25 protein-coding genes and 4 riboswitches are annotated in these 26,094 nt (G+C 39.5%); of the genes, 6 read left to right on the top strand and 19 right to left on the bottom strand.

All coding sequences use genetic code 11. The features are described 5' to 3' along the window. Positions 1 to 393: 393 nt before the first annotated feature. The 6 genes from JOC34_RS21565 to ribD form a co-directional block, all read right to left on the bottom strand. Positions 394 to 1,347 (bottom strand): nuclease-related domain-containing protein, encoded by a 954-nt coding sequence (locus tag JOC34_RS21565; protein WP_205138875.1) that lies wholly within the window; start codon positions 1,345 to 1,347, stop codon positions 394 to 396. Between the two features lie 175 nt (positions 1,348 to 1,522). After that, positions 1,523 to 3,403: an ABC-F family ATP-binding cassette domain-containing protein gene (locus JOC34_RS21560; RefSeq protein WP_205138874.1), complete on the bottom strand. Its 1,881-nt coding sequence runs from the start codon at positions 3,401 to 3,403 to the stop codon at positions 1,523 to 1,525. A 331-nt stretch (positions 3,404 to 3,734) separates the two neighbouring features. Further along, on the bottom strand, positions 3,735 to 4,205 hold the full coding sequence (gene ribH, locus JOC34_RS21555; RefSeq protein WP_205138873.1) for a 6,7-dimethyl-8-ribityllumazine synthase: 471 nt from the start codon (positions 4,203 to 4,205) through the stop codon (positions 3,735 to 3,737). Between the two features lie 204 nt (positions 4,206 to 4,409). Then, the gene (locus JOC34_RS21550; RefSeq protein ID WP_205138872.1) at positions 4,410 to 5,612 is read right to left on the bottom strand and encodes a bifunctional 3,4-dihydroxy-2-butanone-4-phosphate synthase/GTP cyclohydrolase II; all 1,203 of its coding nucleotides are present in this window, start codon (positions 5,610 to 5,612) and stop codon (positions 4,410 to 4,412) included. A 50-nt stretch (positions 5,613 to 5,662) separates the two neighbouring features. Further along, positions 5,663 to 6,262, bottom strand: coding sequence for a riboflavin synthase (ribE, locus tag JOC34_RS21545; protein WP_205138871.1), 600 nt, complete (start codon positions 6,260 to 6,262; stop codon positions 5,663 to 5,665). Then, a complete protein-coding gene (gene ribD / locus JOC34_RS21540; RefSeq protein ID WP_205138870.1) occupies positions 6,243 to 7,358 on the bottom strand; it encodes a bifunctional diaminohydroxyphosphoribosylaminopyrimidine deaminase/5-amino-6-(5-phosphoribosylamino)uracil reductase RibD in 1,116 nt (371 codons plus the stop codon). The genes ribE and ribD overlap by 20 nt, the downstream gene beginning before the upstream one ends. A 190-nt stretch (positions 7,359 to 7,548) precedes the next feature. After that, positions 7,549 to 7,696: riboswitch (FMN riboswitch) on the bottom strand. Positions 7,697 to 8,153: 457 nt separating this feature from the next. Then, positions 8,154 to 8,253: riboswitch (purine riboswitch) on the top strand. Between the two features lie 74 nt (positions 8,254 to 8,327). Between ribD and JOC34_RS21535 the strand changes: the two genes are divergently transcribed. Next, entirely contained in the window at positions 8,328 to 9,497 is a 1,170-nt protein-coding gene (locus tag JOC34_RS21535) for an MFS transporter (RefSeq protein ID WP_205138869.1), read from the top strand. Positions 9,498 to 9,641: 144 nt separating this feature from the next. On the opposite strand, the gene JOC34_RS21530 is transcribed toward JOC34_RS21535, so the two are convergent. The 4 genes from JOC34_RS21530 to JOC34_RS21515 all read right to left on the bottom strand — a co-directional run bounded on the left by JOC34_RS21530 (position 9,642) and on the right by JOC34_RS21515 (position 13,580). Next, positions 9,642 to 10,559 (bottom strand): DUF7916 family protein, encoded by a 918-nt coding sequence (locus JOC34_RS21530; RefSeq protein ID WP_205138868.1) that lies wholly within the window; start codon positions 10,557 to 10,559, stop codon positions 9,642 to 9,644. Positions 10,560 to 10,671: 112 nt separating this feature from the next. Then, positions 10,672 to 12,132, bottom strand: a complete 1,461-nt coding sequence (gene nagE / locus JOC34_RS21525) for an N-acetylglucosamine-specific PTS transporter subunit IIBC (protein ID WP_205138867.1) — start codon at positions 12,130 to 12,132, stop codon at positions 10,672 to 10,674. 75 nt (positions 12,133 to 12,207) lie between these two features. Further along, positions 12,208 to 13,026, bottom strand: coding sequence for a PRD domain-containing protein (locus tag JOC34_RS21520; protein WP_205138866.1), 819 nt, complete (start codon positions 13,024 to 13,026; stop codon positions 12,208 to 12,210). Between the two features lie 53 nt (positions 13,027 to 13,079). After that, positions 13,080 to 13,580 carry a PTS sugar transporter subunit IIA gene (locus JOC34_RS21515; RefSeq protein ID WP_205138865.1) on the bottom strand — a complete coding sequence of 167 codons (501 nt, stop codon included), beginning with the start codon at positions 13,578 to 13,580 and terminating at the stop codon, positions 13,080 to 13,082. A gap of 305 nt (positions 13,581 to 13,885) precedes the next feature. On the opposite strand from JOC34_RS21515, the gene JOC34_RS21510 reads away from it, so the two are divergent. Continuing rightward, positions 13,886 to 14,872, top strand: a complete 987-nt coding sequence (locus JOC34_RS21510) for a DmpA family aminopeptidase (protein ID WP_205138864.1) — start codon at positions 13,886 to 13,888, stop codon at positions 14,870 to 14,872. Positions 14,873 to 14,916: 44 nt separating this feature from the next. Here JOC34_RS21510 and JOC34_RS21505 read toward each other — a convergent pair whose 3' ends face one another. The 6 genes from JOC34_RS21505 to JOC34_RS21480 form a co-directional block, all read right to left on the bottom strand. Continuing rightward, complete coding sequence (locus JOC34_RS21505) at positions 14,917 to 15,159, bottom strand: hypothetical protein (RefSeq protein WP_205138863.1); 243 nt, start codon at positions 15,157 to 15,159, stop codon at positions 14,917 to 14,919. Positions 15,160 to 15,186: 27 nt separating this feature from the next. Beyond that, positions 15,187 to 15,840, bottom strand: a complete 654-nt coding sequence (locus JOC34_RS21500; protein ID WP_205138862.1) for a VC0807 family protein — start codon at positions 15,838 to 15,840, stop codon at positions 15,187 to 15,189. Beyond that, a complete protein-coding gene (locus JOC34_RS21495; protein ID WP_205138861.1) occupies positions 15,837 to 16,583 on the bottom strand; it encodes a MerR family transcriptional regulator in 747 nt (248 codons plus the stop codon). Before JOC34_RS21495 ends, JOC34_RS21500 begins: the two co-directional genes overlap by 4 nt. A gap of 405 nt (positions 16,584 to 16,988) precedes the next feature. Then, positions 16,989 to 17,897, bottom strand: a complete 909-nt coding sequence (locus JOC34_RS21490) for an RluA family pseudouridine synthase (protein WP_205138860.1) — start codon at positions 17,895 to 17,897, stop codon at positions 16,989 to 16,991. A 65-nt stretch (positions 17,898 to 17,962) separates the two neighbouring features. Further along, positions 17,963 to 18,193 (bottom strand): excisionase family DNA-binding protein, encoded by a 231-nt coding sequence (locus JOC34_RS21485; protein WP_205138859.1) that lies wholly within the window; start codon positions 18,191 to 18,193, stop codon positions 17,963 to 17,965. Between the two features lie 55 nt (positions 18,194 to 18,248). Continuing rightward, entirely contained in the window at positions 18,249 to 19,160 is a 912-nt protein-coding gene (locus JOC34_RS21480) for a helix-turn-helix transcriptional regulator (protein WP_205138858.1), read from the bottom strand. 135 nt (positions 19,161 to 19,295) lie between these two features. Between JOC34_RS21480 and modA the strand changes: the two genes are divergently transcribed. The 3 genes from modA to JOC34_RS21465 are packed head-to-tail and all read left to right on the top strand — an operon-like array spanning position 19,296 to position 21,468. Beyond that, positions 19,296 to 20,099 (top strand): molybdate ABC transporter substrate-binding protein, encoded by an 804-nt coding sequence (gene modA, locus JOC34_RS21475; RefSeq protein ID WP_205138857.1) that lies wholly within the window; start codon positions 19,296 to 19,298, stop codon positions 20,097 to 20,099. Positions 20,100 to 20,114: 15 nt separating this feature from the next. Next, on the top strand, positions 20,115 to 20,804 hold the full coding sequence (gene modB / locus JOC34_RS21470; RefSeq protein ID WP_205138856.1) for a molybdate ABC transporter permease subunit: 690 nt from the start codon (positions 20,115 to 20,117) through the stop codon (positions 20,802 to 20,804). A gap of 13 nt (positions 20,805 to 20,817) precedes the next feature. Beyond that, entirely contained in the window at positions 20,818 to 21,468 is a 651-nt protein-coding gene (locus tag JOC34_RS21465) for an ATP-binding cassette domain-containing protein (protein ID WP_205138855.1), read from the top strand. 31 nt (positions 21,469 to 21,499) lie between these two features. Here the strand turns inward: JOC34_RS21465 and JOC34_RS21460 are convergent, their stop codons facing one another. From JOC34_RS21460 to JOC34_RS21450, 3 genes are all read right to left on the bottom strand, one after another. After that, a complete protein-coding gene (locus tag JOC34_RS21460; protein ID WP_205138854.1) occupies positions 21,500 to 21,961 on the bottom strand; it encodes an S-ribosylhomocysteine lyase in 462 nt (153 codons plus the stop codon). 92 nt (positions 21,962 to 22,053) lie between these two features. Then, a complete protein-coding gene (locus JOC34_RS21455; protein WP_420856189.1) occupies positions 22,054 to 23,376 on the bottom strand; it encodes a Na+/H+ antiporter NhaC family protein in 1,323 nt (440 codons plus the stop codon). A gap of 18 nt (positions 23,377 to 23,394) precedes the next feature. Beyond that, positions 23,395 to 24,159: an SDR family NAD(P)-dependent oxidoreductase gene (locus tag JOC34_RS21450; protein WP_205138852.1), complete on the bottom strand. Its 765-nt coding sequence runs from the start codon at positions 24,157 to 24,159 to the stop codon at positions 23,395 to 23,397. Positions 24,160 to 24,290: 131 nt separating this feature from the next. Continuing rightward, a riboswitch (SAM riboswitch) is annotated at positions 24,291 to 24,400 on the bottom strand. A gap of 182 nt (positions 24,401 to 24,582) precedes the next feature. Beyond that, positions 24,583 to 24,684: riboswitch (SAM riboswitch) on the top strand. Positions 24,685 to 24,780: 96 nt separating this feature from the next. Between JOC34_RS21450 and JOC34_RS21445 the strand changes: the two genes are divergently transcribed. Further along, entirely contained in the window at positions 24,781 to 25,890 is a 1,110-nt protein-coding gene (locus JOC34_RS21445) for a 5-methyltetrahydropteroyltriglutamate--homocysteine S-methyltransferase (protein ID WP_205138851.1), read from the top strand. The last annotated feature ends 204 nt before the right edge of the window (positions 25,891 to 26,094 follow it).

Below are 26,094 nucleotides of genomic sequence, written 5' to 3'. Positions count from 1 at the left end.
TCCTTTCTATATACGATATTTTTGTGGTTAAAAACATTGTATATAGGGTTTGATGATTGACCCTTTTCTATTTACACAATTATACGGACTTAATCCTTTCCCGCTCGATCTGGGCTGTTCTCGCTCGATTTACTGCCGGCGTTGCTCGACTTTCTTCCTTTCTCGCTCGATCTGGGCCGTTCTCGCTCGATTTACTGCCTGCGTCGCTCGACTTTCTTCCTTTCCCGCTCGATCTGGGCTGTTCTCGCTCGATCTGGGCTGCTCTCGCTCGATTTACTGCCGGCGTCGCTCGATCTGGGCTGTTCTCGCTCGATTTACTGCCTGCGTCGCTCGACTTTCTCCTTTCTCGCTCGAATAATGACAATCCCCGAATATGTCCTGTTCTAAAACATCCTACCTTTTAAACCATCTTCTCTTTTTCAGATCGTATTCTAGATTCGACGCTTTTAATATCCTAGTGACGACGTTTCGTGAATTGATATTTAAAAAACGCATGCATTCCTTATTGGTAATCCAAGGCTTTATTAATAATAAATAATCCGAAAGCGTCTTTATATGAGCGACTTTTGATAATCTATTACATTGCTTACACTTCCAATTCGAGTGTATTCGTTCCATACCCAAATGTCCGCATGCTGGACAATGGACGCCCGGCATAATGCTCGACCAATTGACACCATATTTTCCTAAGATATTGAAATCAAAATCATAACATTTCCCTAATATTGCTTCACCTATTTTTCGATGATTTATTCTCGAATTAGATGCGTTTTCATATCTTTGCTCTAATGCTATAATTTTCTTTGGAATATGCTCTCCATGTGAAACCATCTTTGCAATTGCCTTTTCATCACCTATCACTTGAATTACTGTACTCGGTTCACTCACCGCAACGAAAAAATGAACGGGAACATCATGATATCCAAGTTCCGATAAAAATCGCATTAAGTTAAATTTATGGGACTCTGCTTGAGAGATAGGATGACGAAAACCGGTTACTATTTCACCGCTATCTCTTGTAAACGTATTGAGGTTAGTGTTAAATATGATCTTATCATTATAGTTTTTGATTTCAAGAATATATATTGCATGGGGACTTATTAGAATACTATCGATTTGAATTTCGGTACTATCGATTTTCAGGGTTACATCATGAAGGATTGTGAAGTTCTTGGCGAAGTAACTATGAATATAACCATCAACCTTGATTTCTCCAATATAGCCTTTATATCTACGTGCGAATTCTGCCTCTAGTTTGTTTCGATGTTTAAATTTGCGTGGTAAACGAGGAAGTGCTGCATCCAACTTTTTTAATAAAATTGGTTTTGTTCTATTTCGTAGGATCATCGCTTTCTCCTTTGAATTTTTTAAATCGTGGTTACATAATCATTCATATGTCATAGTCGGGGATTGATAGTTAAAAATATATCACATTTTATGTTCTCAGTAAATCACAATATTCCAATCCCAATCCAAAAAAACGCCCTAAGGATGCTATACCTTTAGAGACGCTTTCTTCTAATCAATCATTAGCTTCCATCGCTTCGACAAGCAGCGAAAGCTCTTCCCAGCGATCCATCTTCGTTTCCAGTTTTACTTCAACCTGCTGCTGCTCAGCAAACAATTCCTGCACTTTTTCGGAATCACTGCCTGCGTCAACAATACCTGCCTTTAGTTCCTCTATTTGGCCTTCTAGTTCCATAATCTCGTCCTCAATAACTTCCCATTCTTTTTGCTCATGGTAGGACAATTTCTTCTTGGGTTTCTTTGTCTTTGGCTCCGCCTTGACTTGTTTCGTTTGTTTTACTTCTTTAGCCACTTGCTGTTCCAAGTACTCACTGTAGTTACCAAAGAACAGCGATACTTCAGGGTGTCCTGAGAAAACCAGGAGGCGATCGACTACACGATCCAGGAAATAGCGATCATGCGAAACAGTGATAACAACGCCAGGGAACTGGTCGAGATATTCCTCCAACACACTTAATGTTTGTGTATCCAGATCGTTCGTCGGCTCATCTAGAAACAGCACATTCGGTTCTGTCATCAATACCTTCAGTAAATAAAGGCGTCTTCTTTCCCCACCAGACAATCTGCGAATATACGTCCACTGCTGTGCACGGGAAAATAGGAAACGTTCCAGCATCTGTTCCGCTGTAATAACGTCGCCATCTTTTGTATGAATCACTTCCGCTACTTCTTTAATATAATCAATGATGCGTTGGCTGCCATCCAGTTCTTCTTCGCCTTGGGTATAATAGCCAATCTTAACCGTTTCCCCGACTTCCACTTCTCCAGCGTCAGGTGTTACCCGCTTCGCCATCATATTTAAAAGCGTTGTTTTACCAGATCCATTGGGACCGATAATGCCTAATCGCTCACCGGGAACGACGAGATGGCTAAAATCGTGCAACAATACCCTGCCAACATAAGCTTTTTCAATATTTTTCAGCTCTATGACCTTTTTCCCTAGCCTGGACGATCCTACTTGAAATGCTACCTGCTCTTTTTTCGTATCAAAGGTTTGCTCTTGCATATCGGCAACACGATTGACGTGTGCTTTCTGCTTCGTGGATCTAGCCCTCGCACCGCGTCTGAGCCAGGCAAGCTCGCGACGTAGTGTGTTCTGATGCTTCATTTCGTTACTAACTTCCAACGCTTCCCGTTCCGCTTTTTTCTCGAGGAACACTTCATAGTTACCTTCATAAATATATAAATTCCCTTTATCCAGCTCGTAAATTCGATTGGTTACCCGATTTAAAAAATACCGATCATGTGTCACGAGCAGCAAGGATCCTCTATACGTTTGTAAAAATTTCTCCAGCCATTCCACTACTTCATTATCCAAATGGTTTGTCGGCTCGTCCAGAATCAATAAGTCAGCAGGCTGAATGAGTGCCTTAGCAATTGCCACCCGCTTCTTTTGCCCGCCGGATAATGCTGTTACTTTTTTATCGAAATCAGTGATACCTAATTTGGTCAGGACCGTTTTAGCAGTTGTGTTTGCTTCCCATGCTTCTGCTTCATCCATCTTTTGCTGTAATTTCAGTAATCGGGATTGTGCCTCTTGATGCTCAGGATTCTGTTGTAGTTCGAGCAGTGCGCGCTCATAATCACGCATCAGCCTCATGATTGTGGAATCACCATAATAAATTTGTTCAATCACAGTTAACTCCGGATCCAGTTTGGGGTCCTGTGCTAGATATTCAATATGGTAGTCTTTTGGAAATTTAACCGTTCCTGCTTCTGCTGATTCGATACCGGCAATCGTTTTTAACAGACTGGATTTCCCTGTACCATTTACACCAATGAGGCCAATTCGCTCACGTGTTGCAATCGTACATGTTATATGATTGAATAATATTTTTTCACCAAATGATTTATATAAATTTTCAATAGTAAGCATTTTAAATCCCTCTTTACATCATAATCTGACAACTCGTTTACTCCGATTTTTTACTTTTAAATAATGTTTTCAGGATAATCACGATCAAAAATAAGAGCCAGGAAGAAACGAGATAAAATACATACTTACCCACCGCGCCCATATCGCCAAAAAAGAACACCATTCCTGTCCAAATAACGGCCATCATAATTAATTGAACTACTAATAATTTAATGCTAATCTCCTCCGAAAAATAAAATAACCCATTATACAGTTTATCCTACTCACAGCTATTTTTCCATCTAAAAAGCCGAGATGCAACAGTTTTACTGGCATTCTCGGCTTATCTAGATTAATTTTCTATCATTTTTACGATGTTCGCCATTTCAATGGCTGATACCGCTGCATCTGCTCCCTTATTTCCAGCCTTCGTACCGGATCGTTCCACTGCTTGTTCGATCGTATCCGTTGTTAATATACCAAAAATGACTGGCTTACCGGATTGAATTGATGCACTTGCCACGCCTTTTGCCGCTTCGTTACACACATAATCAAAGTGTGGTGTTGCCCCGCGAATCACGGTTCCCAATGTGATTACAGCATCATATGCATCGTCTGCTGCCATTTTTTGTGCAATCAGCGGGATTTCAAATGCGCCTGGCACCCAAGCTGTATCAATATTCTCTTCTGATACACCGTGTCGCTTTAACGTTCCGATTGCTCCATCTAGTAATTTACTCGTAATAAAATCATTAAACCTCGCAACAACAATGCCTATTTTTAAATCACTGCCAACTAAACTTCCCTCGTATGTTTTTCCCATTTTATCTGTCTCCTTTTATTTAAACTGCTTTCGCATAGTTTGAAGTATTACCACCGCAGTTGATATACACTTCGCTTTCCGCGGGCGAACCGCGAGCCTCCTCACTCGTTCCTCGCTGTGGGGTCTCGCATTGCTCGCTATTCCCGCAGGAGTCTCCATGTATATCACCTGCTGATAAAGCTAATTTCATTATTTTCTTGCAACTTATTCATTATGAAATGTAAGTATGTGTCCCATTTTTGAGAACTTTGTTTTCATGTATTTGTCATTTTCCTGACGACTGTCTATTTGAATCGGAATGCGTGATACAACATTGATTCCGTATGCTTCCAGTGCATCCATTTTTTCCGGATTGTTCGTTAACAGCCTAACATTTTCCACACCTAAGTCCTTTAATATTTGTGCACTGAAGTCATACTCCCGTAAATCCGGAGCAAAGCCTAACTGTTCATTTGCTTCAACTGTATCCAAGCCATCATCCTGCAGTTGATAGGCGCGCAGTTTATTTAAAAGCCCAATACCTCGGCCTTCCTGTCGCATATATACCAAAACACCTGAACCTGCTGCTTCAATTTTCTTTAATGCTTCGTGCAACTGTGGACCACAATCACAGCGATGCGATCCAAAGACATCTCCTGTCAGACACTCGGAATGGATGCGCGTTAATACCGGCGCTTCTTCATCAATGTCCCCTTTAACAAGTGCGATGTGTTCTTTATCATCCAAATCGTTTGAGTAGCCAACCATCTTAAATTCACCGAATTCGGTTGGTAAGATCGTTTCTACTTCTCGTTTAATATGTTTTTCATGTACTTTTCGGTAAGCGATTAGCGCTTCAATGGTAACGATCTTCAAATCAAATCTTTTTGCGATTTCCTGTAAATCAGGAACACGTGCCATCGTTCCATCTTCGTTTATAATTTCACAAATCGTTCCGGAAGGGGAGGCACCACTTAACACTGCCAAATCAACGGAAGCTTCTGTATGTCCTGGTCGCGTTAATACACCACCGGATTTAGCAATCAAAGGAAATACATGTCCAGGCTGTTTAAAATCACTGTTACGCACCCCTGGCTTCACCAATGCCTGAATCGTTTTTGACCGTTCCCCTGCACTGATACCTGTCGTTGTATCCACATGATCAACGGTTGTCGTGAATGCAGTACCCAAAGGGTCTGTGCTTTGATTCATCATGAGAGACAGGCCCACCTTCTCAGCTAAATCCTCGTTGATGGCTGTACAAACCAAGCCACGACCGTGGGTGATCATAAAGTTAATCACTTCCGGGGTCGCTTTTTCTGATAATGCAACAAAGTCCCCTTCGTTTTCTCTATTTTCATCGTCTACCACAATAATCGTTTTTCCCTTTTTCAAATCGCTGATTGCCGCTTCGATTGTATGAAACATCTACTCCACTACCTTTCGGGACGTACTACAACGTCCATTGTCATTCAATTTTATAGCGCGTTTTTGCTAAGCATGTTTTGCACATGTTTTGCCAGCATGTCACATTCGATGTTGACGATATCGCCTGTATCTTTTTCACCTAAGATGGTTTCTGTTACGGTATGTGGAATAAGTGAGATTGTAAAGACATTTTCACGTACACCAAAGACGGTTAAACTAATACCATCAACCGCAATCGATCCTTTCATGAGTAAAAACGGACTGAGATCCCCTGGTATTTCAATCTCGTAATAAATCGCATTTTCCTCGCTCCACTTCTTCACAATCGTACCCGTACTGTCTACATGTCCAGAAACAAAATGACCACCAAATCGTCCGTTTCCAGCCATTGCGCGTTCTAAATTAACATGTGATCCCGTTGTTAATGTATTTAAAGAAGTCGCTTTGATCGTCTCTGGCATCACATCGACTTGGAATGTATCTGGCGTAAAGGTGGTTACAGTCAAACAGATGCCATTTATCGCAATACTGTCACCAATCTGTACATCCTCGATTACTTTCGCAGATTCAATCGTCAATTGAACGGCCCGCTCTGAAACATGATTAATATTTATCACTGTGCCTTTTTCTTCAATAATCCCTGTAAACATCAGCATCCTCCTCCCGTGGTATTGCAACCAACTTGATATCCTGCCCAATTCGCTCCACTGTTTCTATATTTAGCGCTAATGTTTCCGCTATCGTTTGAAATCCTGCTCCAGAGAAGGGAGTCGCGGCATCCGTACCACCGATTAACTTTGGCGCCATGTATAATATCAATTGATTGATTTGCTTTGCTTCTAAAAAAGACCCATTTACGCCAGCACCGCCTTCAACAAACAAAGACGCAATGCCCTCACTTCCTAGCACCTGCAAAACTTTATCAATCGCTAATTCCTCGGTGTCGATCTGGATGACAGACACCTTTTCATGTTGGATATACGGTTCTTTTTCCTGTGCAGTGACCTGTTTCCCTACAAAAATCCAAGTTTCTACTTCGTTATCTGTAATGACATTTGCATCGATTGGCGTTCTTAACTTCGTATCTAAAATGACGCGCAATGGGTTTTTACCACCACCTGGAATTCTTGTCGTAAGACTTGGATTATCTGCAATTACAGTACCGACACCAACGAGTATAGCGTCATGCCTATGCCGATAATGGTGAACATCTAACCGTGCTGCTTCACTGGTAATCCACTTGCTGTCACCAGTCGCTGTTGCTGTTTTCCCATCCATGCTGACTGCTGACTTCACCGTCACAAATGGCATGTTCGTTTTTGTATAATGGAAGAAAACGGCATTTAATGCTGTTGCTTCTTTTTCAAGTAGTCCGAGTTCAACATCTATACCGGCTGCACGGAGCCGCTCAATCCCGTTTCCGGCGACTTTTACATTCGGATCAATCATTGCAATAACTGCACGCTTAATGCCTTTTTCAATGATTAGATCAGCACATGGCGGTGTTTTCCCATAGTGACTGCACGGCTCCAGTGTGACATAAATCGTCGCGTCCCTTGCCTTTTCCCCTGCCATTTCGAGCGCATTTACTTCTGCATGGGCTTCACCCGCTTTTAAATGGGCACCGAAACCTACCATTTCTCCATTTCGAACGACAACCGCGCCAACTGTTGGATTAGGACTTGTTTGATTAGCAACTTTCCCTGCAATCTCTAGCGCAAACTTCATATAGTCCCTATCATTCACCCATATCGCCCTCTCCTTTATTAATGCAATACAACAAAAAAGCCCCTGAAATTAGCTTCAGGGGCGTAAGGTAAGATTTAGAATTTTAATATGCAAACAATATCTGCTAAAAAAATAGCTACCATAAATAATCGTGTAAATAACCTACACAAAAATTACTGTTCGTCTATATAACAAATAAGCATGCCTAAAATTCCTTCTCCCATCCAGACTATAACTGTCGGCTCTGGAGTTTCACCAGATCCACCGTTTGGTTAGAAAACCAAAACGGGTCACGGACTTAGAAGTATCACTTCATCACCGCCGATTGGGAATTTCACCCGACCCCGAAGGAATGTTGCGTATGAACTTGTATATTTGTTATAACTCAAATGTGAATATACTGCAAGTCTTTAGATTATAGAATTTCTATTTTTCTATTTAATTATGATGCAATTAAGCTGTTGTTGACAGTTTTAATCAACTCTTCGTCAGGATCGAAAAACATTTAGATCATTTAAATTTGGTAACCTGTCTCAGCTTAAACTTGAAATTCTCCGTTTTCTTATATATAAATCGTTACGCATTTCAATCTGTTCTAGATAGGAAAGCATTTTTAGCTTTTAAAGATTAAGATACCAACAAATGATTAGTTGATTAAAACAGCTTGAAAAATAAGAAAAAGCATGGTAAGTTATAAAACAGTGTATTTATCTAAATGTGATTCACCATGATAGATAGAGGACATACAAAGTTTGCGAATGGTCTATTCGCAACGTCCTGTATGTTGAAAAGCTTAAAGTTGAACCAAATTTTCTATATCATGAAAGTATAAAATGTATAACCTCAATAATATGGTTTGAGGGTCTCTACCAGGAACCATTAAATCCTGACTACAAAAAGTATCAATTTGTAGTCAGTTTTTTTTATGCTTTAAGTTTAAGATATAGGAAATGTTATGAAGTAGCAGTAAAGAAAGAGGGAGTTTTCGTGAACTTTAAAGTTTTTATACTTGCAGCATCTGCTGTAATTGTAGGTTTGGTGGAATTAATTGTAGGTGGAATTTTACCGATTATTGCAGATGATCTTGATGTTACGATAGGCACTGCAGGACAACTGATTACTGTTTTTGCACTTGTTTATGCTATTTCTGGCCCGGTTCTTTTATCGTTAACAGCAAAAATAGAACGTAAAAGGTTGTATCTTTTGGCATTAGCAGTATTTTTTCTTGGAAATGTAATGACTTATTTTAGTCCGACTTTCACCTTTATCATGATTGCTCGGGTCATTACAGCGATGAGTGCATCTTTAGTTATTGTACTGTCATTAACCATTACAGCAAAAATTGTCGTACCAACACATCGAGCAAAAGCTTTAGGCTTTATCTATATGGGGATTAGCTCATCACTCGTGCTAGGGGTTCCGATTGGAATCATGATTACAAATGCTTTTGGTTGGCGTACCGTTTTTCTAGGGATTGCCGTTCTTTCGATTGGTTCTATTATTCTAATTTATACTTTTTTAGAGCGAATTCCTACTGAACATGTTTTGCCTTTATCTGCACAGATCAAGGCACTTGGTAATTTAAAAATTGTGGGTGCGCATGTAGCAATGATGTTAATGTTAGCTGGACATTATAGCGTCTATGCTTATTTCACACCTTTTCTAGAAACTACTTTACATTTAGATCAAAATTGGATAAGCATCAGTTACTTTCTTTTTGGACTTGCAGCAGTTAGTGGGGGTGCATTTGGGGGGACGCTTGCTGATCGTATCGGTTCACCCAAAAGTATTTTACTTGTAATTGGTTCATTTGCCATTATGCTATTTGTACTTCCATATGCAACGTTTTCGTTTCCCGTTTTTCTTGTTGTCATGATGGTATGGGGAGCACTAAGTTGGGCTTTAGCACCACCAATGCAGACTTACCTGATCCAAACAGATCCCGCTTCTTCAGATATTCACCAAAGCCTTAATAACTCCGCATTGCAGTTGGGGATTGCTTTAGGATCTGGAATTGGCGGAGTAGCTTTGGGGCATACTGGATCTGTAACAAGCACCGCTCATGTTGGTTCCGGTGTTGTGATTGTTGCATTTTTATTTGCTGTTTTTTCTTTAAAAATGCCTGCAAATATCACACAATCAGAAACACAAAAGTAAAATATTTATCAGGTGATTAAAAAAACAGCCGAGCGCAACAATACGTTGTGCTCGGCTGTTTTTACTATAATGCTTCATTCGTTTATCACTTTCATTCACAGCTAAAAGCTGAAAGTAAAAAATATTGACATACAATACTATCCTTCATCGTCTTACCGAAGAAGCCATTCTTACATACGTATGACGCCTTCCTCTTATCGCCATGGAATAGGTCATAATATTCTCTGGTACGGCAATGCCATAATAGCCTGTATCACCAATATGGTAAATATCTGCACCAGCCATTTTACTGTTCAGGGCAATCTGCCGAATTGTCGCTTCATCAGCACCTTCTTGACTGGTGCCGATCGTTAGCATGGCTAGTGCGCCTTTCGAATGTACAAAACGAACATATTTTTCACTTGTTTCTAGTGTAATTCCTGGAACCGTGCCAGGGGCAGGCATGAGGATAACGTCCGCACCTGCTTCAATAAAATTGGTTAGTGCGGATTCTGAAATAATACTGCTACCCGTTTCGTCTGCAACACCAGCACCATGCATCTTACCAGCAATAATGAGCCCCTCATTGCCGAATACTTTCTTAGCCAGCTTAATAGCTACAATAATTTCATCGTTTGTTACACCAGTTTTGGGATTACCTGTTAAGCAGACAAAATCAAACCCTAATTCTTTTGCCTTTTGCAATGATGTCTCCGTAGCCATGCGCCCCTTGGCAACCTTATCCAGTTTTTCAATTTCTCGAGCACCGACATCAACTGGCTCCAAATTTAGACCTACAGGGCGACCTGTCAATTCTTTTACTTTTTGTATAATCGAATGATCTTCATCACATTCGTATCCCTCAACAATCGGATTGAAAACATCGAATAGGTTTAGTAACAACAAATCGGCACCAAAAGCAGCGGCAAGCTCAGCATTAGAAACGCTTGGGTATAATGGTGCAACAGAGGTCATCACCTCTGATAACATGACCCTTCCTTCCGACGCTCGAATGGATTGCTTTAAGTCCTGTCCATTCATGTTTTGAAAATCTGAAGCCGTACAATCTAAAATTCGTTTCACTTGAACACACCCTTTCCCATTTAACGAAATTACCTAACTTATTTATGCCGGTTATTTAATCACATCTGTAACAAATTAAGCAAATTCCAGTGTGAGCCTTTTAAAAGCATATCTATTTTCGTAGTTTGTTCACTTCGTCTGCAACAAATTGAACGCTTGTTCCAACGATAACCTGGATATTATGCTTTCCAACGATATTGATTCCAGGGACATTTGTAGCCTTAATTTTATTCTGATCTACTTTATCCATATCTTTCACTTCAACTCTAAGTCGGGTTGTACAATGATCAACAGCTGTAATATTTTCATCCCCGCCAAGACCATCATAAATTTGAGCACCCATAACAGCAAATTTATCTTCGCCAGTTTTTTCTTCGCTTTCGTTCTCTTCCTCTTCTACACCTTCGGGTTCATCTTCTCTTCCAGGTGTTTTTAGGTCAAATTTCAGGATCAGGAAGCGGAACAAGAAGTAGTAAATAACCGCAAATACAAGTCCTTGCACAAGAAGCATATATGGTTGGCTTGCAAGCGGGTTGAAAAAGCTCAATGTGTAGTCCACAAACCCTGCACTAAAGCCAAAACCAGATATCCATTCGAAAGATGCTGCAATAAACAATGATATACCGGTAAGCAATGCATGCACTACATACAATGCAGGCGCTAAAAACATAAATGAAAATTCAAGTGGTTCAGTTACACCGGTTAAGAAAGCAGCAACAGCAGCTGCTAACATTAATGATGCCGTATTTTTTCTGCGACTCGTTTTAGCCGTGTGGTACATAGCTAAAGCTGCTGCAGGCAAACCAAACATCATAATCGGGAAGAAACCTGCCTGGTAACGGCCAGTTATTCCCTTAATGCCATCCCCAGCGCTACCTGCAAGAAATTTACCTATATCATTTATTCCAATCGTATCAAACCAGAATACCGAGTTTAATGCATGATGCAAACCAGTTGGAATTAAAAGACGGTTAAAGAAACCGTATAACCCAGCACCCAGTGCACCCAGGTTACTAATAGATGTACCGAACGTTACAAGCCAAGAATAAACAACCGGCCAGATAAATAACATGACAGCAGCACCTACTACCATTGCCGCTGCTGACATAATTGGGGCAAGTCGTTTACCACTAAAGAATGCCAGTGCATCTGGCAATTTGGTATTACTAAAGCGATTGTACATGACCGCAGAAATGATTCCGCTAAAAATTCCCATGAACACATTTTGATCAATACCTTCAAAGGCAGCGTTGACCTCTGACGGATCCACCCCGGTAAGTCCGGCAACTGTATCTATAGATAATAAAGAAGTAAGCACTAAAAATCCGACTAATCCACTTAGTGCAGCTGCACCGTGTTTATCTCTAGATAAACCAATTGCTATACCTACAGCAAATATGATGGCTAAGTTATCAAGTATAGATGTACCCGCACTTAATAAAAACGTACCTGCAATATTATCCTCAGCAAACCCAAGAATCCAGTTTCCAATACCAGCTAATATTGCCGCTGCCGGTAGGACTGCTACCGGTAACATAATAGACCGACCTAATCTTTGAAAAAAGCTTTTCATTCTAAAATTCCTCCTTCTCTTTTTAAACCTGAAATCGTTACCATACTTTGCAAAGCAAATCGTGATTGATCTACTTTACATATTTCTTAATCTTTCAATATGAAGCGTGATATATCCCAGCTCATCCTCTGGCAAATGAATGTCATGTTTAGAGGATAGCTCTGTTGCTACAGTTGCAGCACAATCATAGGCAATTGGAAATTTCCGCTTAATCATTTGAAACATTTCATCATCCATTGTGTGATGTTCATTATCCTTTAAACGGATCATGGCAAATCGCAAATGGTGAATCAAACGCTCATAAGCAATATCATCTGATTCAACTTTAATAGATAGCTTTTGATTGATTGTCTGTACCATATCTTTTAAAACAGATGTCTGTCTGACAATCTCATGGAGATCACCATCTTGAATTTTCATGGCGTGAACATGAAGCGCAATAAAAGCCGCTTCATCTATCGGTATGCTCATGTTAAATTTATCTTCTATATGCTGGATAGCCCAAAGACCGATATCAAATTCCTTCTTATATAGAACCTTTATCTCAGGAAGTAATTTATTTTTTATATGAATACCTTGTTTTTCTCTATCAATTGCAAATGAAATATGATCTGTTAACGCAATACGAATATGGTCATTCAGCTTTGTACCAAGGTTTTCCTCTGCATAAGCAATAATTTCCTCTGTGATGATAAAATGTTCTTCGGGTATCCGTAAAAGTAACTGCTGTAACTTTTCACTTTCTCTTGGCACAAAAAGCTTCTCTATTTTCGTTTTATTAACGATGTCCTTTTTCTTTTTTTCGTAGCCGACACCAGCCCCAATGGCAATTTTCTCCTCATCACCATCCATGACCACAACGGCATTGTTGTTCAGGATTTTTGTTATTCTCACCTGAAGTCACTTCCTTATTGTTGGCCTATTTCCACTCATTGATTTTCCACTGATTACTTATCTGTAGTAGTTATAATTACTGTTTCCCCTGCAGTACCTTTATCCTCGTCTGTCATTTTATATGCTTTACCATTGTTTTGGCTGTTCGTTATGATGATCGGAGTAACAATATTGTCCGCATGTTCACGGAGATATTCTAGGTCCGCTTCAATTAATACTTGTCCAACAGAAACTTCATCACCAACCTTTACTTTTGCTTCAAATCCTTCACCTTTAAGTGCTACGGTTTCTAGCCCAATATGAATCAAAATTTCACTGCCGTCTTCAGCAAGGATACCAACTGCATGCTTCGTATCAGGAATCTGTATAATTTTCCCGTTTACCGGTGACAGGAAATGACCATCTGAAGGTGTGATCGCGATACCTTCTCCCATCATTTTTTGATTGAAAACCGGATCAGGCACTTCCTCTAACGGGATAATATCTCCATTAACTGGTGCAACGATCTCAAAATTTGCAGCTTGTTTCTTTTTCTTAAATAAATTAAAAGCCATATTCATCTCTCCTTGGTAGTTATATCATGATAGTATTTGTAACTATTTGTTTTATATCAATCAAAGATGATACAACACAAAATTAGACATGACGGTATAAAGAAGTGCTTGGATAAGCAATTCATTTTACCACCATGCCTAATCTCGTCAGTAACATGTGATCGATATTCAATTCTATTGTCATCATACCACTCGCAAAATTAAATTGCAATATAAAAAAACTCCCTGAATGTTAGTTGAACATAAAGAAATTTGTTATAATACATATAACAATATTACTGAAAATTTTAAGGAGTGCGTTTTCTATGATCCTTCCAAAAGGGAACAATAACGGAATCACAGACGTTCAAGGTGTAAAAGTTGGACACGTCACCCTATATGAAATGATCGATGATGAACAAACCATAGCTACCGGAGTTACTGCCATCCTGCCACATAGTGGAGATCTTTTTGCCAGAAAAGTCCGTGCGGCAAGTGCTGTCATTAATGGCTTTGGCAAAACGGCCGGACTTGTCCAAATCAATGAACTTGGTTTACTCGAATCACCGATTATGCTGACCAATACATTGAGTGTTGGTCCTGTCATGCAGGGAACGTTACAATATATGCTTAATCAAAATAAAGCAATTGGTGACACGACAGGTACGATTAATATTGTGGTTGGAGAGTGTAATGACGGCTATTTAAATTCCATTCGGCTACAAGCAATAAAACCGGAGCACGCGGTGCAAGCAATTGAAAGTGCTACAACAGATCCCGTTGAACAAGGTGCTGTCGGTGCTGGTAAAGGGATGGTTTGTTTTGGTTATAAAGGCGGAATCGGGTCGGCTTCACGTATTGTTGCTGCAGGTGAGGGAAAATACACGGTAGGTTGCCTTGTATTGAGCAATTTTGGTAAACGTGAGGATGCCTTATTTGCGGATTGGAATGGGGTAAAAGTCGATACACCAGACGGCTCGATCATGATGGTTATTGCTACGGATGCCCCACTTTACGATCGCCAACTGAAACGACTCGCCAAACGTTGTGCTGCGGGGCTCGGTCGAACGGGAAGTAATATTGCAAATGGCAGCGGTGATATTGCCATTGCCTTTTCAACCGCGAATCCATATGAACATCAGACAGACCGTCATTTGGAAGCTATCTCCCACCTACGTGATGATCATCCAGTCATGAATCATTTATTTCAAGCAGTAGTTGAAACAACTGAAGAAGCTGTGATTAACTCACTACGTCATGCAGAAACTACCGATGGACGAAAAGGAAGAATTGTGGAGAAAGCGCCACTATAAAAAATGGAGGATTAGCTGCCTCTGTAAGCCGCTAATCCTCCATTTTAGTGTGCGTTTTTTGAAGCAAATTTGTTTGTAATCCCAAATGCGATGATTAGAGCAATTACAGCGATAATCAAGCCCGATAGCCATTCATTTTTACCAACGATGATTCCTGAAGATGATGCTGTCCCCCAAGCCATTGAGAAATCTGGCGTGTAAAACATGGTTAAGAGCATGCCAGAACCGATTTGCAATAGAAAATATGCAGCGATAAAAACAGCCATAAACAGCGCATATTTTTTCATTTTTCATGCCTCCCTTGTATATTCGGATTAAACTTTCTTGAGCGATGAATCTCGCGCATTTGCTTTCTTTTGTCCAGTAAACAACATAATTTTATTGCTAATGAAAAAAAACCCGAGCATGATCAACCCACTAAAAATCCACCCACTGACATTCATATAAATGATCATTTGATCATAACCACCTGCTCCGTACGTCCCAATTAACCACGCTTTTAGGCTATTTTGAAAAATACCACGAACAACAAATAATAGACTCATCAACTGAAACCACATAAACAGCCCTTTTTTATTAAATAGTGCTTTACTGCTTTTACGTGGATATCCTTGTAAATATGCCATATCTACCGTAAAATACAATGCCATTGGCTGCTTGAAAATCACTGTAATCAAATGAAATACCGCAAAACCATATCCTAAATAAACCTGATTCCACAGCATGCTTTCAGCCGAAGATGACAACAGATTGACAACTGTACTGAGCAGCAAAGAACTGATGATGAACAAACCAGCAATGTTAAACTGTTTTTCTTTCACGAAGCGATATACAGTATAGATAAACCCAGGAATGGTTGATAGTAAAATAGCAATATAATCTCCGAATGGCTCCCGTCCAAACTTCCAGGCAAAATAAGGAATCACAGCATAACAGATGATGTCGAGTAACATGAGCTTTTTATTCATGACGGCTCACCTGCTTGCTTTTGCTGAAATGAATAAGCGACAGCAGCTTCAATAAATTGAACGATTTCGGGATCAAATTCATAAAATCCCAGATCTTGCTCCTTACCTAGTTTCCATGCCTTATTTGCCAGTTTAATATCTCCATCATATATTTCATGCGTTAAATCAGACCATCTTTTCGCCAAGTTTTGAGCTATTGATGAACTTGGTGATTTATCCATATTTTTCCGAATATCACGCAATAGCTCAACCCATTGATTTACTATTTCTTTATCCACACCAATTGTGGGTAGATTCTTTAGTTTATCTATCTCGTCCTCATTAAAATAATCATTCCATATACTCTTGAAGTCCTTTGGTCTACTGTATTGCTTCGATATCGTGCTAAATATTGCCTGCCAATTGTTTGTTCCTTCCATATCCATGAGCTGAAGAATTTCATGAATATTGTTCTGCATGTGTTCTAACTGCGCTTGTTCTTGTTTTATGATTTCCAGTCTCATAAGAAGCAGTTCTTTGGAAGATTTTACCTGGTTGCCGATGATTTCATGGATCGTTTCCAGATCGAATCCCATTTCTTTTAACATCATGATATTATGCAGCTTGGCCAGTGCTACATCGTCATAATAACGATGTCCACCAACTTCGATTTTCGTTGGTTTCAATAGCTCAATCTCATCATAATACCGTAGTGTTCTTACAGTGATATTACTTAGCTTTGCAAGTTTTCCAATCGAATACATATACCGTGCCCCCATCGCCCCAATAACTAATTTCTATTATACAGGGTTACGTAGGGTGAGATGCAACACTTTTTTGATTTTTTAATATTATTGGTAAATGTATTTTTGGAATGCAAATTTTTTTAGGGAGATATCAGAAGTTCACATTTTAACTGCGGAAGTTCAGAGGAAAGTCCCCGGAGTTCACAAATGACAGCTCAAGCGCTAACCAAGATCATGGCTAGCGCTCAATCTCCATGGTTCGGCGATCAAATTCCCTAGTCTGGTGCTCAACTCCCCTGGTCCAGCGCTCAACCTCCCTGATCCGGCGATCAACTTTCCTAGTCTGGCGATCAATCTCTCTGGTTCGGCGTTCAACCTTTCTAGTTCGAGACTCAACTCCCCGCAGTCACACCACTTCCCCTGCTATTTTGATACGCCTAAAAATATTTGTGGTATTTCTGTTTCAAAGCGTAACTTCTCACCAGTTGATGGATGTTCAAAGGCCAATACCATTGCATGGAGACCCAACCGCCTTACTTTATTCGTTTTAGATCCATATTTTTTATCGCCGACAACAGGGAAGCCGAGATCTAGCATATGAACACGGATTTGATTTTTACGTCCTGTCTCCAGTTCTACCTTTAGCAGTGAATAGTCCTTATTACCTTGCAGCTTTTCATAATGGGTAATCGCATGTAAACCATCATTTGGTGTCGTACTGGAATACATCAAATGGGTTTTGCTTTCCCTGAGCCATGAAGAAATATAGCCTTTTTCTTTCTTCACTTCTCCTTCGACTAACGCAACATAAGTCCGTTCTGCTACTTTTTCTCTCCATGCATTTTGCAATGTTCGTTTCGCAGTTTCATTTTTGGCAAACATCATGACACCTGACGTATCTTTATCCAGTCTATGAACAACAAACACTCTATTTTGTGGACCTTCATGTCGTACATGTTCCATCAATTGATGATGTGCTGTCTGATGCTTTTCCTTTTCGGTTGCAATCGACAGTAAGCCTGCTTCTTTATTAATAACAATAATATCATCGTCTTCATGCAAGATTTCCATCCCAATAAGCGCACTTCTTTTGACTGCTGCTTTATTTTTCAATATGGCAACGGTTTGTCCCGGATGGAGCAAGTAATCAAATTGCGTCTCAATTTGATCATCAATCGTTACCTGTCCGCGTGAAAGAATTGATTTCACAGAATTACGACTGCGATTGGACATCACTTCCAATAAAAAGGGCAGTAATTTAGTTGGTTCTTTAACTGTATAGTAAAGTGATTGTGATTGTTTTTGTTTCGTTGATCGTTGTTTTTTTGACATATACTTAATCTCCTCTAGTTGCTTGTTACATGTAACATTAAAGTTATTTTACGCTATATGCAAACCTAATCCTCATCCTTCACGTCAATATCCTCTGGTATCGGTTCACTTAAATAATCCTGCATCATTTTTCTATACTTTTCAACTTGCTCTAAATGGGTCTGAAATTGTTCTTTGTTAATAAGATACTGTTCCCCATCATGGATCGCACGAATACGACCTTGGAGTACAAGTGCTCTAATCTGAGATGCTTCCATCGATAAGAATGCCGCAGTTTCTTCAATGGTTTGATACATCAAGGATCGCTTCCTTTCCTTATTTTTATTCTAGAAAGCTATATTTATCCAAACACTACTGTTCCCATAGTATTTCACCTATTCCCTCGTAGTCATAACCAAACGATTGAAGCGCCTCTCTAAAGTGAGTATCCTTAAGAATACTTAGCACGTTAGAAATAAGGATCTGATTACGCTCGTTTTTTAGCATCACGAGGTCATAACTTTCATGAATCATTGGGACAAAGTCTATATCTGCCATTTTCGCAGTATGTTCAATCCCAACCCCTACATCCGCCTGTCCATTTGCAATGGCAGATGCAATCGCCATATGGCTCGTTTTCTCATTGCTATACCCCTTAATCAGATCTTTTGCAATACCCCGAAGGCGCAATTGTTCATCCAATAATACACGCGCACCGGCACCAGGCTCTCTATTAACTATTTCCAGTTGTTTATCTGCAATATCTTGCCATGTTTGGATTTGTTTTGGATTTCCCTTTGCCACATATAATCCCGCTTGGCGATTCACAAATTTGATCACGATAAATGATTTACTAACCAAAAACTTTCGAACATATGGGACATTGTATTCGAATGTATCCCCATCAAATAAATGCGTACTAATAATATCCGCTTTTCCCCTATACATAGCAATTAAATTATCTAGACTGCCTACATACGAACGCAGTGCTCTAAATTGGCCGGATTTTGCTTCTATTTGTTTGGCTAACATATCTAAGCTGTTATCTTGTCCACTAATTACAATAGAACGTTGGTCAACGTTCCTCTCTGCAACTGGAGATGTTGGCTGTACTTCCTTACCCCTTACTTTATAACTTTCCAGTTCAGTTGCATCAATTCTCATCTGTCTTCCAACTCGGTAAGCTTGCAGTTTCCCTTTCTTAATTAAATCATAAACCGTAAGCTTAGAGACCTTCAACATTTGGGCAATTTCCTCTGGTGTATACGATTCATTTCCCAGCATTTCAACACCTCTAAATTATCTTATTATTTTCTATTTTACCATTTACTTGTGTTCTAAATCTAGTTATAATCAAATATAACTGGCTATAACTAGTTATATTTAGATATAGCTAATTAAATTATTAGGTGGGTGTATATGAAAAGATTAAAAATAATTACCATTTTAATGATTATTTCTGTTTTTATTATTGGATGCACAAGTCAATCCGAAAAGCAGTCAGCAGATAAACCAAAGGAAAAAGAGGAAAAGACGGAACTCATGATTTCCGCTGCCATCAGTTTAACAGATGCCTTAGATGAAATTAAAACGATTTATGAAAAAGAACATCCGGTTGAACTCACATTCAACTTAGGTGGATCTGGAAGTCTCGCACAACAAATCCAGCAAGGAGTGCCTACCGATATTTTCATTTCCGCAAATGAGACTTGGATGGACACACTTGAAAACGAAGAACTTATTCATACAGATAGCCGAGTAGACATTACTGGTAACAATCTCGTTCTCATTACCAATGAATCATCAGAGATCAACTATCAAAGCGTCGATGAAATTAATCCCGAAGACGTAGATAAAATTGCAATTGGCAATCCGGAAAGTGTACCTGCCGGAGCGTATTCCGAACAAGCATTGCATCATTTAAATATGTGGGACGAACTAAATGATAATAATAAGCTCGTATTAGCAAAAGATGTTCGGCAAGTGCTGACATATGTTGAAACGGGTAATGCCGACATCGGCTTTATCTATGAAAGTGATGCACAAACATCAGATAAGATTAACATACTTACTACTGTAGACAAAGACCTTCACGATCCGGTTATTTACCCTGCAGCGGTTATCGCTGATACAGAACACGAGAAAGAAGCGGCGGACTTTGTAGCGTTTATGGAGATGGAGCAAGCACAGAAAATTCTAAGCAAGTATGGATTTAAAAAGTAAATAAGGTGATCAATCATGGATGTTACTAACTTATCTCCGCTATGGCTTTCTTTTAAAACAGCGGGAATTGCTACTATTATTGTATTTATAACCGGTATCATACTCGCCCGCTTCATTGCCCGGAATGCATTTCCAGGGAAAAGTATTCTCGAAGCAATCTTTATGTTACCACTCGTGCTCCCTCCGACTGTTGTTGGATTCGGCTTATTATATCTATTTGGGAAAAATGGTTTTCTAGGAAAACTGCTTATGAACTCCTTTGATTTTCAGGTCGTTTTTACATGGTATGCTGTCATTATTTCAGCCGTTGTTGTTTCCTTTCCATTAATGTATCAAAGCGCGGCAGCAGCTTTTCAACAATACGATTCCAACATTGAAAATGCTGCCTATACAATGGGGGCTTCCAAATGGCGCGTCTTTTGGACGATTTCCTTCCCACTCGCATGGCCAGGATTGTTGGCTGGCTTAGTATTATCCTTTGCCCGTGCATTGGGGGAATTTGGCGCAACACTTATGTTAGCAGGGTACATACCGAATGTCACAGATACCATTCCACTAGCAATCTATTTTGCTGTTGAATCAGGGAATATGGAATTGGCCACATTTTGGGTAGTTATTATTGTTACGCTGGGATTCACCGCTATTTTATGGTTAAACTGGTGGAGTAAACGAAATATGATGCGTTACACAGATCGCAGGAGATAAAGGAGTTTTGCCAATGCTGAAAGTTGACATTCAAAAAGCACTTTCCCATTTTGAAATAGATGTATCATTTAAAGTAGAGAATAAAATTGTTGTACTTTTCGGTGCCTCTGGTTCGGGAAAAACAACCATTCTTAACTGTATCTCAGGAATAGATAAGCCAGATAAAGGGAAAATCCTATTAAATAATGAGACACTTTTTGAAGAAAAAAAGATATTCATACCAATCCAACATAGGAAAATCGGTCATTTATTTCAAGACTATGCACTGTTCCCTCATATGACTGTCTGGAAAAATATTGCCTATGGGATGAAAACAGAGAAATTAGCAAAAGATTTAATGACAGAATTAAGTATTAGTCATCTAAAAGATCAATATCCCCACGCGATATCAGGTGGAGAAAAACAGCGGGTAGCAATTGCACGTGCTCTGGCAACGGAACCAAAATTGTTACTTTTAGATGAACCTTTTTCTGCTTTGGACGATGACACACGTACGAAAAGCCAAAAAGAATTACTACGACTGCATGAATTATGGCAAATTCCAATTATCATGGTGACGCATAGTCACGCGGAAGCAAAAAAGTTGGGTGACGAGATTTTATATGTAAAAGAAGGTAAATTGCAAGATAATAAAATTGAAAAGAATCCTCCAATCTATCAATAGATTGGAGGATTCTTAGATGCATATTGCATGCTTAAAAAACATCTTTCCATTCATTTCGTTTATCCAACATTTGCTGGGCAAGTTCTTTTGCGCCTTCCAGGCTGTGGCTTGCCGCCCATCCACACTGAACTTCATTACAAGCTGGGACTTCATCAGCAACTAATACGTCATTTAACGTTTTTTCCAGTGTATCGAGGATTTCATCATAATTATCATGGTTAATCACGGTTAAATAAAAGCCGGTTTGACATCCCATTGGACCAATGTCCACAACCGTATCATGATGATTTCGGATGTTTTCTGCCATTAAATGTTCCAACGAATGAAGGGCTGGCATTTCCATATGCTCCTTGTTCGGCTGTTTGAAACGTAAGTCATATTTATGAATCACATCACCATTTGAACCTTTTGTTACACCTACTAAACGTACGTATGGTGCTTTTACTTTCGTATGATCAAGATTAAAACTTTCCACATTCATTTTTTCAACCATTATATTTCAACTCCCCTTTTTTATAAACTAATTATCAGAATTATACACTATAAATGATAACATACTTCATCCTTGCAGTAATGGAATACCTTTTATGAAGACTTAGAAGCCGTTGTTGCACCTTTCACCTGACGAAACTTTGGATAACCGATAGCGATCGCAACCAGGCCACAAATACCAAGTAATACCGGATAAAATGAATAGGGAATAATACTAACCGGTGAAATGGCAGCCAATCCGGAAGCGGCTAGCAACTGACCGCCATATGGAATTACCCCTTGAAAACAACTGGCAAAGATATCAAGTATACTTGCTGATTTACGTGGATCAATATCGTATTCATCGGCAATATTTTTCGCCAACGGTCCAGTGATAATAATTGAAATGGTATTATTTGAAGTAGCAATGTCTGTCACACTTACTAAGCTGGCTATTCCCACTTCTGCCCCTTTCTTGGTTTTGATTCGCTTGGTAACAAAGTTTAATAGATAATCGATACCTCCGTTATGCTTAATAATCTCAACCATCCCACCAATCATAATAGCGATAATCGCCAAATTCTGCATGCCCATGATACCTTCTGAAGCAGTTTGCAAAAATCCGGTAAAGCTATAGGAACCGTCAATTATTCCAATGATTCCAGCAAGAATAGTACCACCAAGCAAAACGATGAGTACATGTGCACCAGCGAGTGCAGCTATTAAAACAGCAATATACGGGATCACTTTTACAAGATCAAATGGGTATTCCCCAACTACATTGGATTGGTTATCCATCGTGATGATTCCTAAAATAACAGCTGTTAGAATCGCACCAGGTAAGACAATAAAAAAGTTAACCTTAAATTTATCCAGCATCTTTGTATTTTGTGTTCTAACCGCAGCTATCGTCGTGTCAGAAATCATGGATAGATTATCTCCAAACATCGCACCACCGACAACCGTTGCCATTGACAGCGCCAATGATATGTCCGTTTGTCCTGCAATCCCAATTCCAATCGGCGCTAGTGCTACCACCGTTCCTGTCGAAGTTCCCATAGAAATGGAAATAAAACAACCAATAACAAACAGTCCGACCATCAGTAAATTCTCTGGTATGAAAGACATGCCGAGATTTACGGTTGATTCAACGGCGCCCATCCCTTTAGCAACTTCAGAAAAGGCACCCGCCAAGATAAAGATAATCGCCATTAGAATGATGTTCGGATGTCCACCACCTTTTGTAAATATCTCTACTTTATCGAGTAAAGTTTCTTTCCTATTCATCATCAACGCAATCGTAGAGGCGATAATAACAGCCACATTAAGAGGCATATTGGAAAAGTCCTTTGAAATAATTCCAGTACCAATAAACAGCGAAACAAAAATAATTAATGGCAATAAAGCTAGTAAACTTCCCTTTTCATTTTTCATCATCAATACTCCCCTTCACGATTAATTCATTGTCATTCCGCCAGTTACATTAATGCCCTGACCTGTCATATAGTCTGAGTATTGTGATGCCAAAAAAACAACGACATTGGCTATATCATCCGGGATAGCGGTTCTTCCTAATGGAACCTGGGAAACATCTTCCTGCTGGACTGCATCTGCATCCAGGCCTCTCATTTCCCCACCGATCACCCGCTCATTTCTTTTCATATCTGTTTCTACAATTCCCGGGCATATCGCATTTACATTGATCTGATCACGCGCCAATTCAAGTGCCATTACCTTTGTAAAACCTAGAACGGCGTGTTTTGAAGCAACATAGCTCCCCATCAATTGATAGCCATTTTTTCCAGCTTGGGAAGAGATATTAATAATTTTTCCGCCTTGCCCTTGTTTTTTCATATAGCGCGCCGCCGATTGACTGCATAAATAAACCCCTTTCGCGTTAACATCCATGACGCGATCCCAATCCGTTTCTTTAATGTCAACGGCATAATCCATAGAGGATATCCCTGCACTACTAACTAAAATATCCAATCTACCAAAGTGGTTGACAACTTTATTCATCATTTCTTCAACCTGTTCTGGTTTTGAAATATCTGCCTGAAGCGTAATGACGTTTTCCCTTGAATCATTCGGAAGAACTGCCCTGTCAACTAATCCTACAGATGCACCACACTCTAGCAGTGCCTCAACACTTGCCTTGCCGATACCGCTGGCTCCTCCAGTTACAATCGCGACCTTTCCCGTTAAATCCATGCAATACATTTTTCTATCCCCTTATATATAATTAAACTCATCATCTTAGTGTGATTAAAAGTAATATAATTCCTTGCAGGTTGGGTTTAGCTAATTAAAAAATGCCTCTCACAATAGAGAGGCACCATATATCATGACCCCTCTTATCTTTCAAAATAAACATTTTGCAGGAATTAGCACCAAATCATGGAAATCCATGAAAGGTTGCTGTGCTTCATCGGGCCTGTCCCTCCGTCACTCTTCATAAGAGATTAATAAAGTATATTCAATTCGTGTTCATGTTTATATAATTTACCGAATCCAGTAAAAAATGTCAACCCTTCTCATTCTAAAACGAATCATGTTCCTTTTCTAAATATTTTAATTTCCCCCCTTGACATATCTTTAGAAGTTCTGTAAAGTTTGACTTAACGAAAAATTAAATAAGCAATTTTCTTATCCAGAGAGGTGGAGGGACTGGCCCTTAGATACCTCAGCAACAGACTTTATTAGTACTGTGCTAATTCCAGTAGTTTAAAAACTTGGAGATAAGAAGAGTGAACAACGACAATGTCAAACCCTCTTCTTATCTTAAGAAGAGGATTTTTTATATCCCAAGAATAAATAACAAATAGAAAGAAGGAATAGAACATGTCCAACACAAACACATTAACAAAAGCACCATTCAGAGCAGATCACGTTGGCAGTCTCTTGCGTCCTGACAACCTACACCAAGCAAGAAAGGAATTCAAGGAAGGAAACCTAACCGCGAAACAACTACGTGAGATCGAAACAAAAGAAATTAAGCGAATTGTTGATAAACAAATTGAAGCTGGACTGGAACTCGTTACAGATGGCGAATTCAGACGATCGTGGTGGCATTTTGACTTTTTGGAGCACTTAAATGGTGTAGATGGATATGTCTCCAAAGAAGGACGGCCATTTAAGGGAATAAAAACCGAGAAATATAATATCAAAAACACCGGTAAAATCTCATTTAATCCGGAGCATCCATTCATTCAGGACTTTATTGAATTTAATGAAATTGTTGACGGACGCGCAGTTGCCAAACAAACAATCCCAAGCCCGAACCAATTGTTTCCCAGTGAGATACGAAATAAAGAGATTTATCCAAACATAGAAGATTATGCGAAAGATATTATTAAAGCATATCGGGATGCAATCAAAGCCTTTTATCATGCGGGGGTTCGTTATTTACAATTTGATGATGTCTATCTTGCTGGACTATCTTCACCCGACCTCCCATATAACGACGGCGAATACACCAGAGACGAACTCATTGATCTAGCATTACGTGTCGTTAATGGCGTCCTGGAGGATAAACCGGAAGATCTCATTGTCACAACCCATTTATGCCGTGGCAACTATCAATCTAAGTGGGCATTTGAAGGAAGTTATGCATCCATTGCCCCTACATTTTTTGCCAAAGAAAAAGTAAACGGATTTTTTCTCGAATATGATGATGACCGTTCAGGTAGCTTTCAGCCATTAGAGCATATTTCAACTGGAGACACACGTGTTGTCCTTGGTGTAGTTACATCGAAAAGCGGTGAATTAGAGGATAAAGAAGCAATCAAATCTCGCATAAAAGCGGCATCCCAACATGTGCCACTAGACCAGTTATGTCTAAGCACACAATGCGGATTTGCTTCCACCCATCATGGAAATACACTCACAGAAGAACAACAGTGGAATAAATTAAAATTCATCGTCGAAATAGCAAAAGAAGTGTGGGGCTAACTTAAAAATACTTGTTTAATTACTACAAATGCGTGTTCAAAACTCTTCCCAGGATTCGAGCGGCGAGCGCCTGAAATCGAGCGACTAATGCCTAAATCGAGCGGCGAACGATTAAGTCCGTATAATTGTGTAAATAGAAAAGGGTCAATCATCAAACCCTATATACAATGTTTTTAACCACAAAAATATCGTATATAGAAAGGA

The organism is Virgibacillus halotolerans, assembly GCF_016908515.1.
GTDB classification, from domain to species: Bacteria; Bacillota; Bacilli; order Bacillales; family Amphibacillaceae; genus Virgibacillus_M; species Virgibacillus_M halotolerans.
Note: the sequence above shows the minus strand (reverse complement) of the source record. Positions and strands in the feature narration are given on the sequence as shown.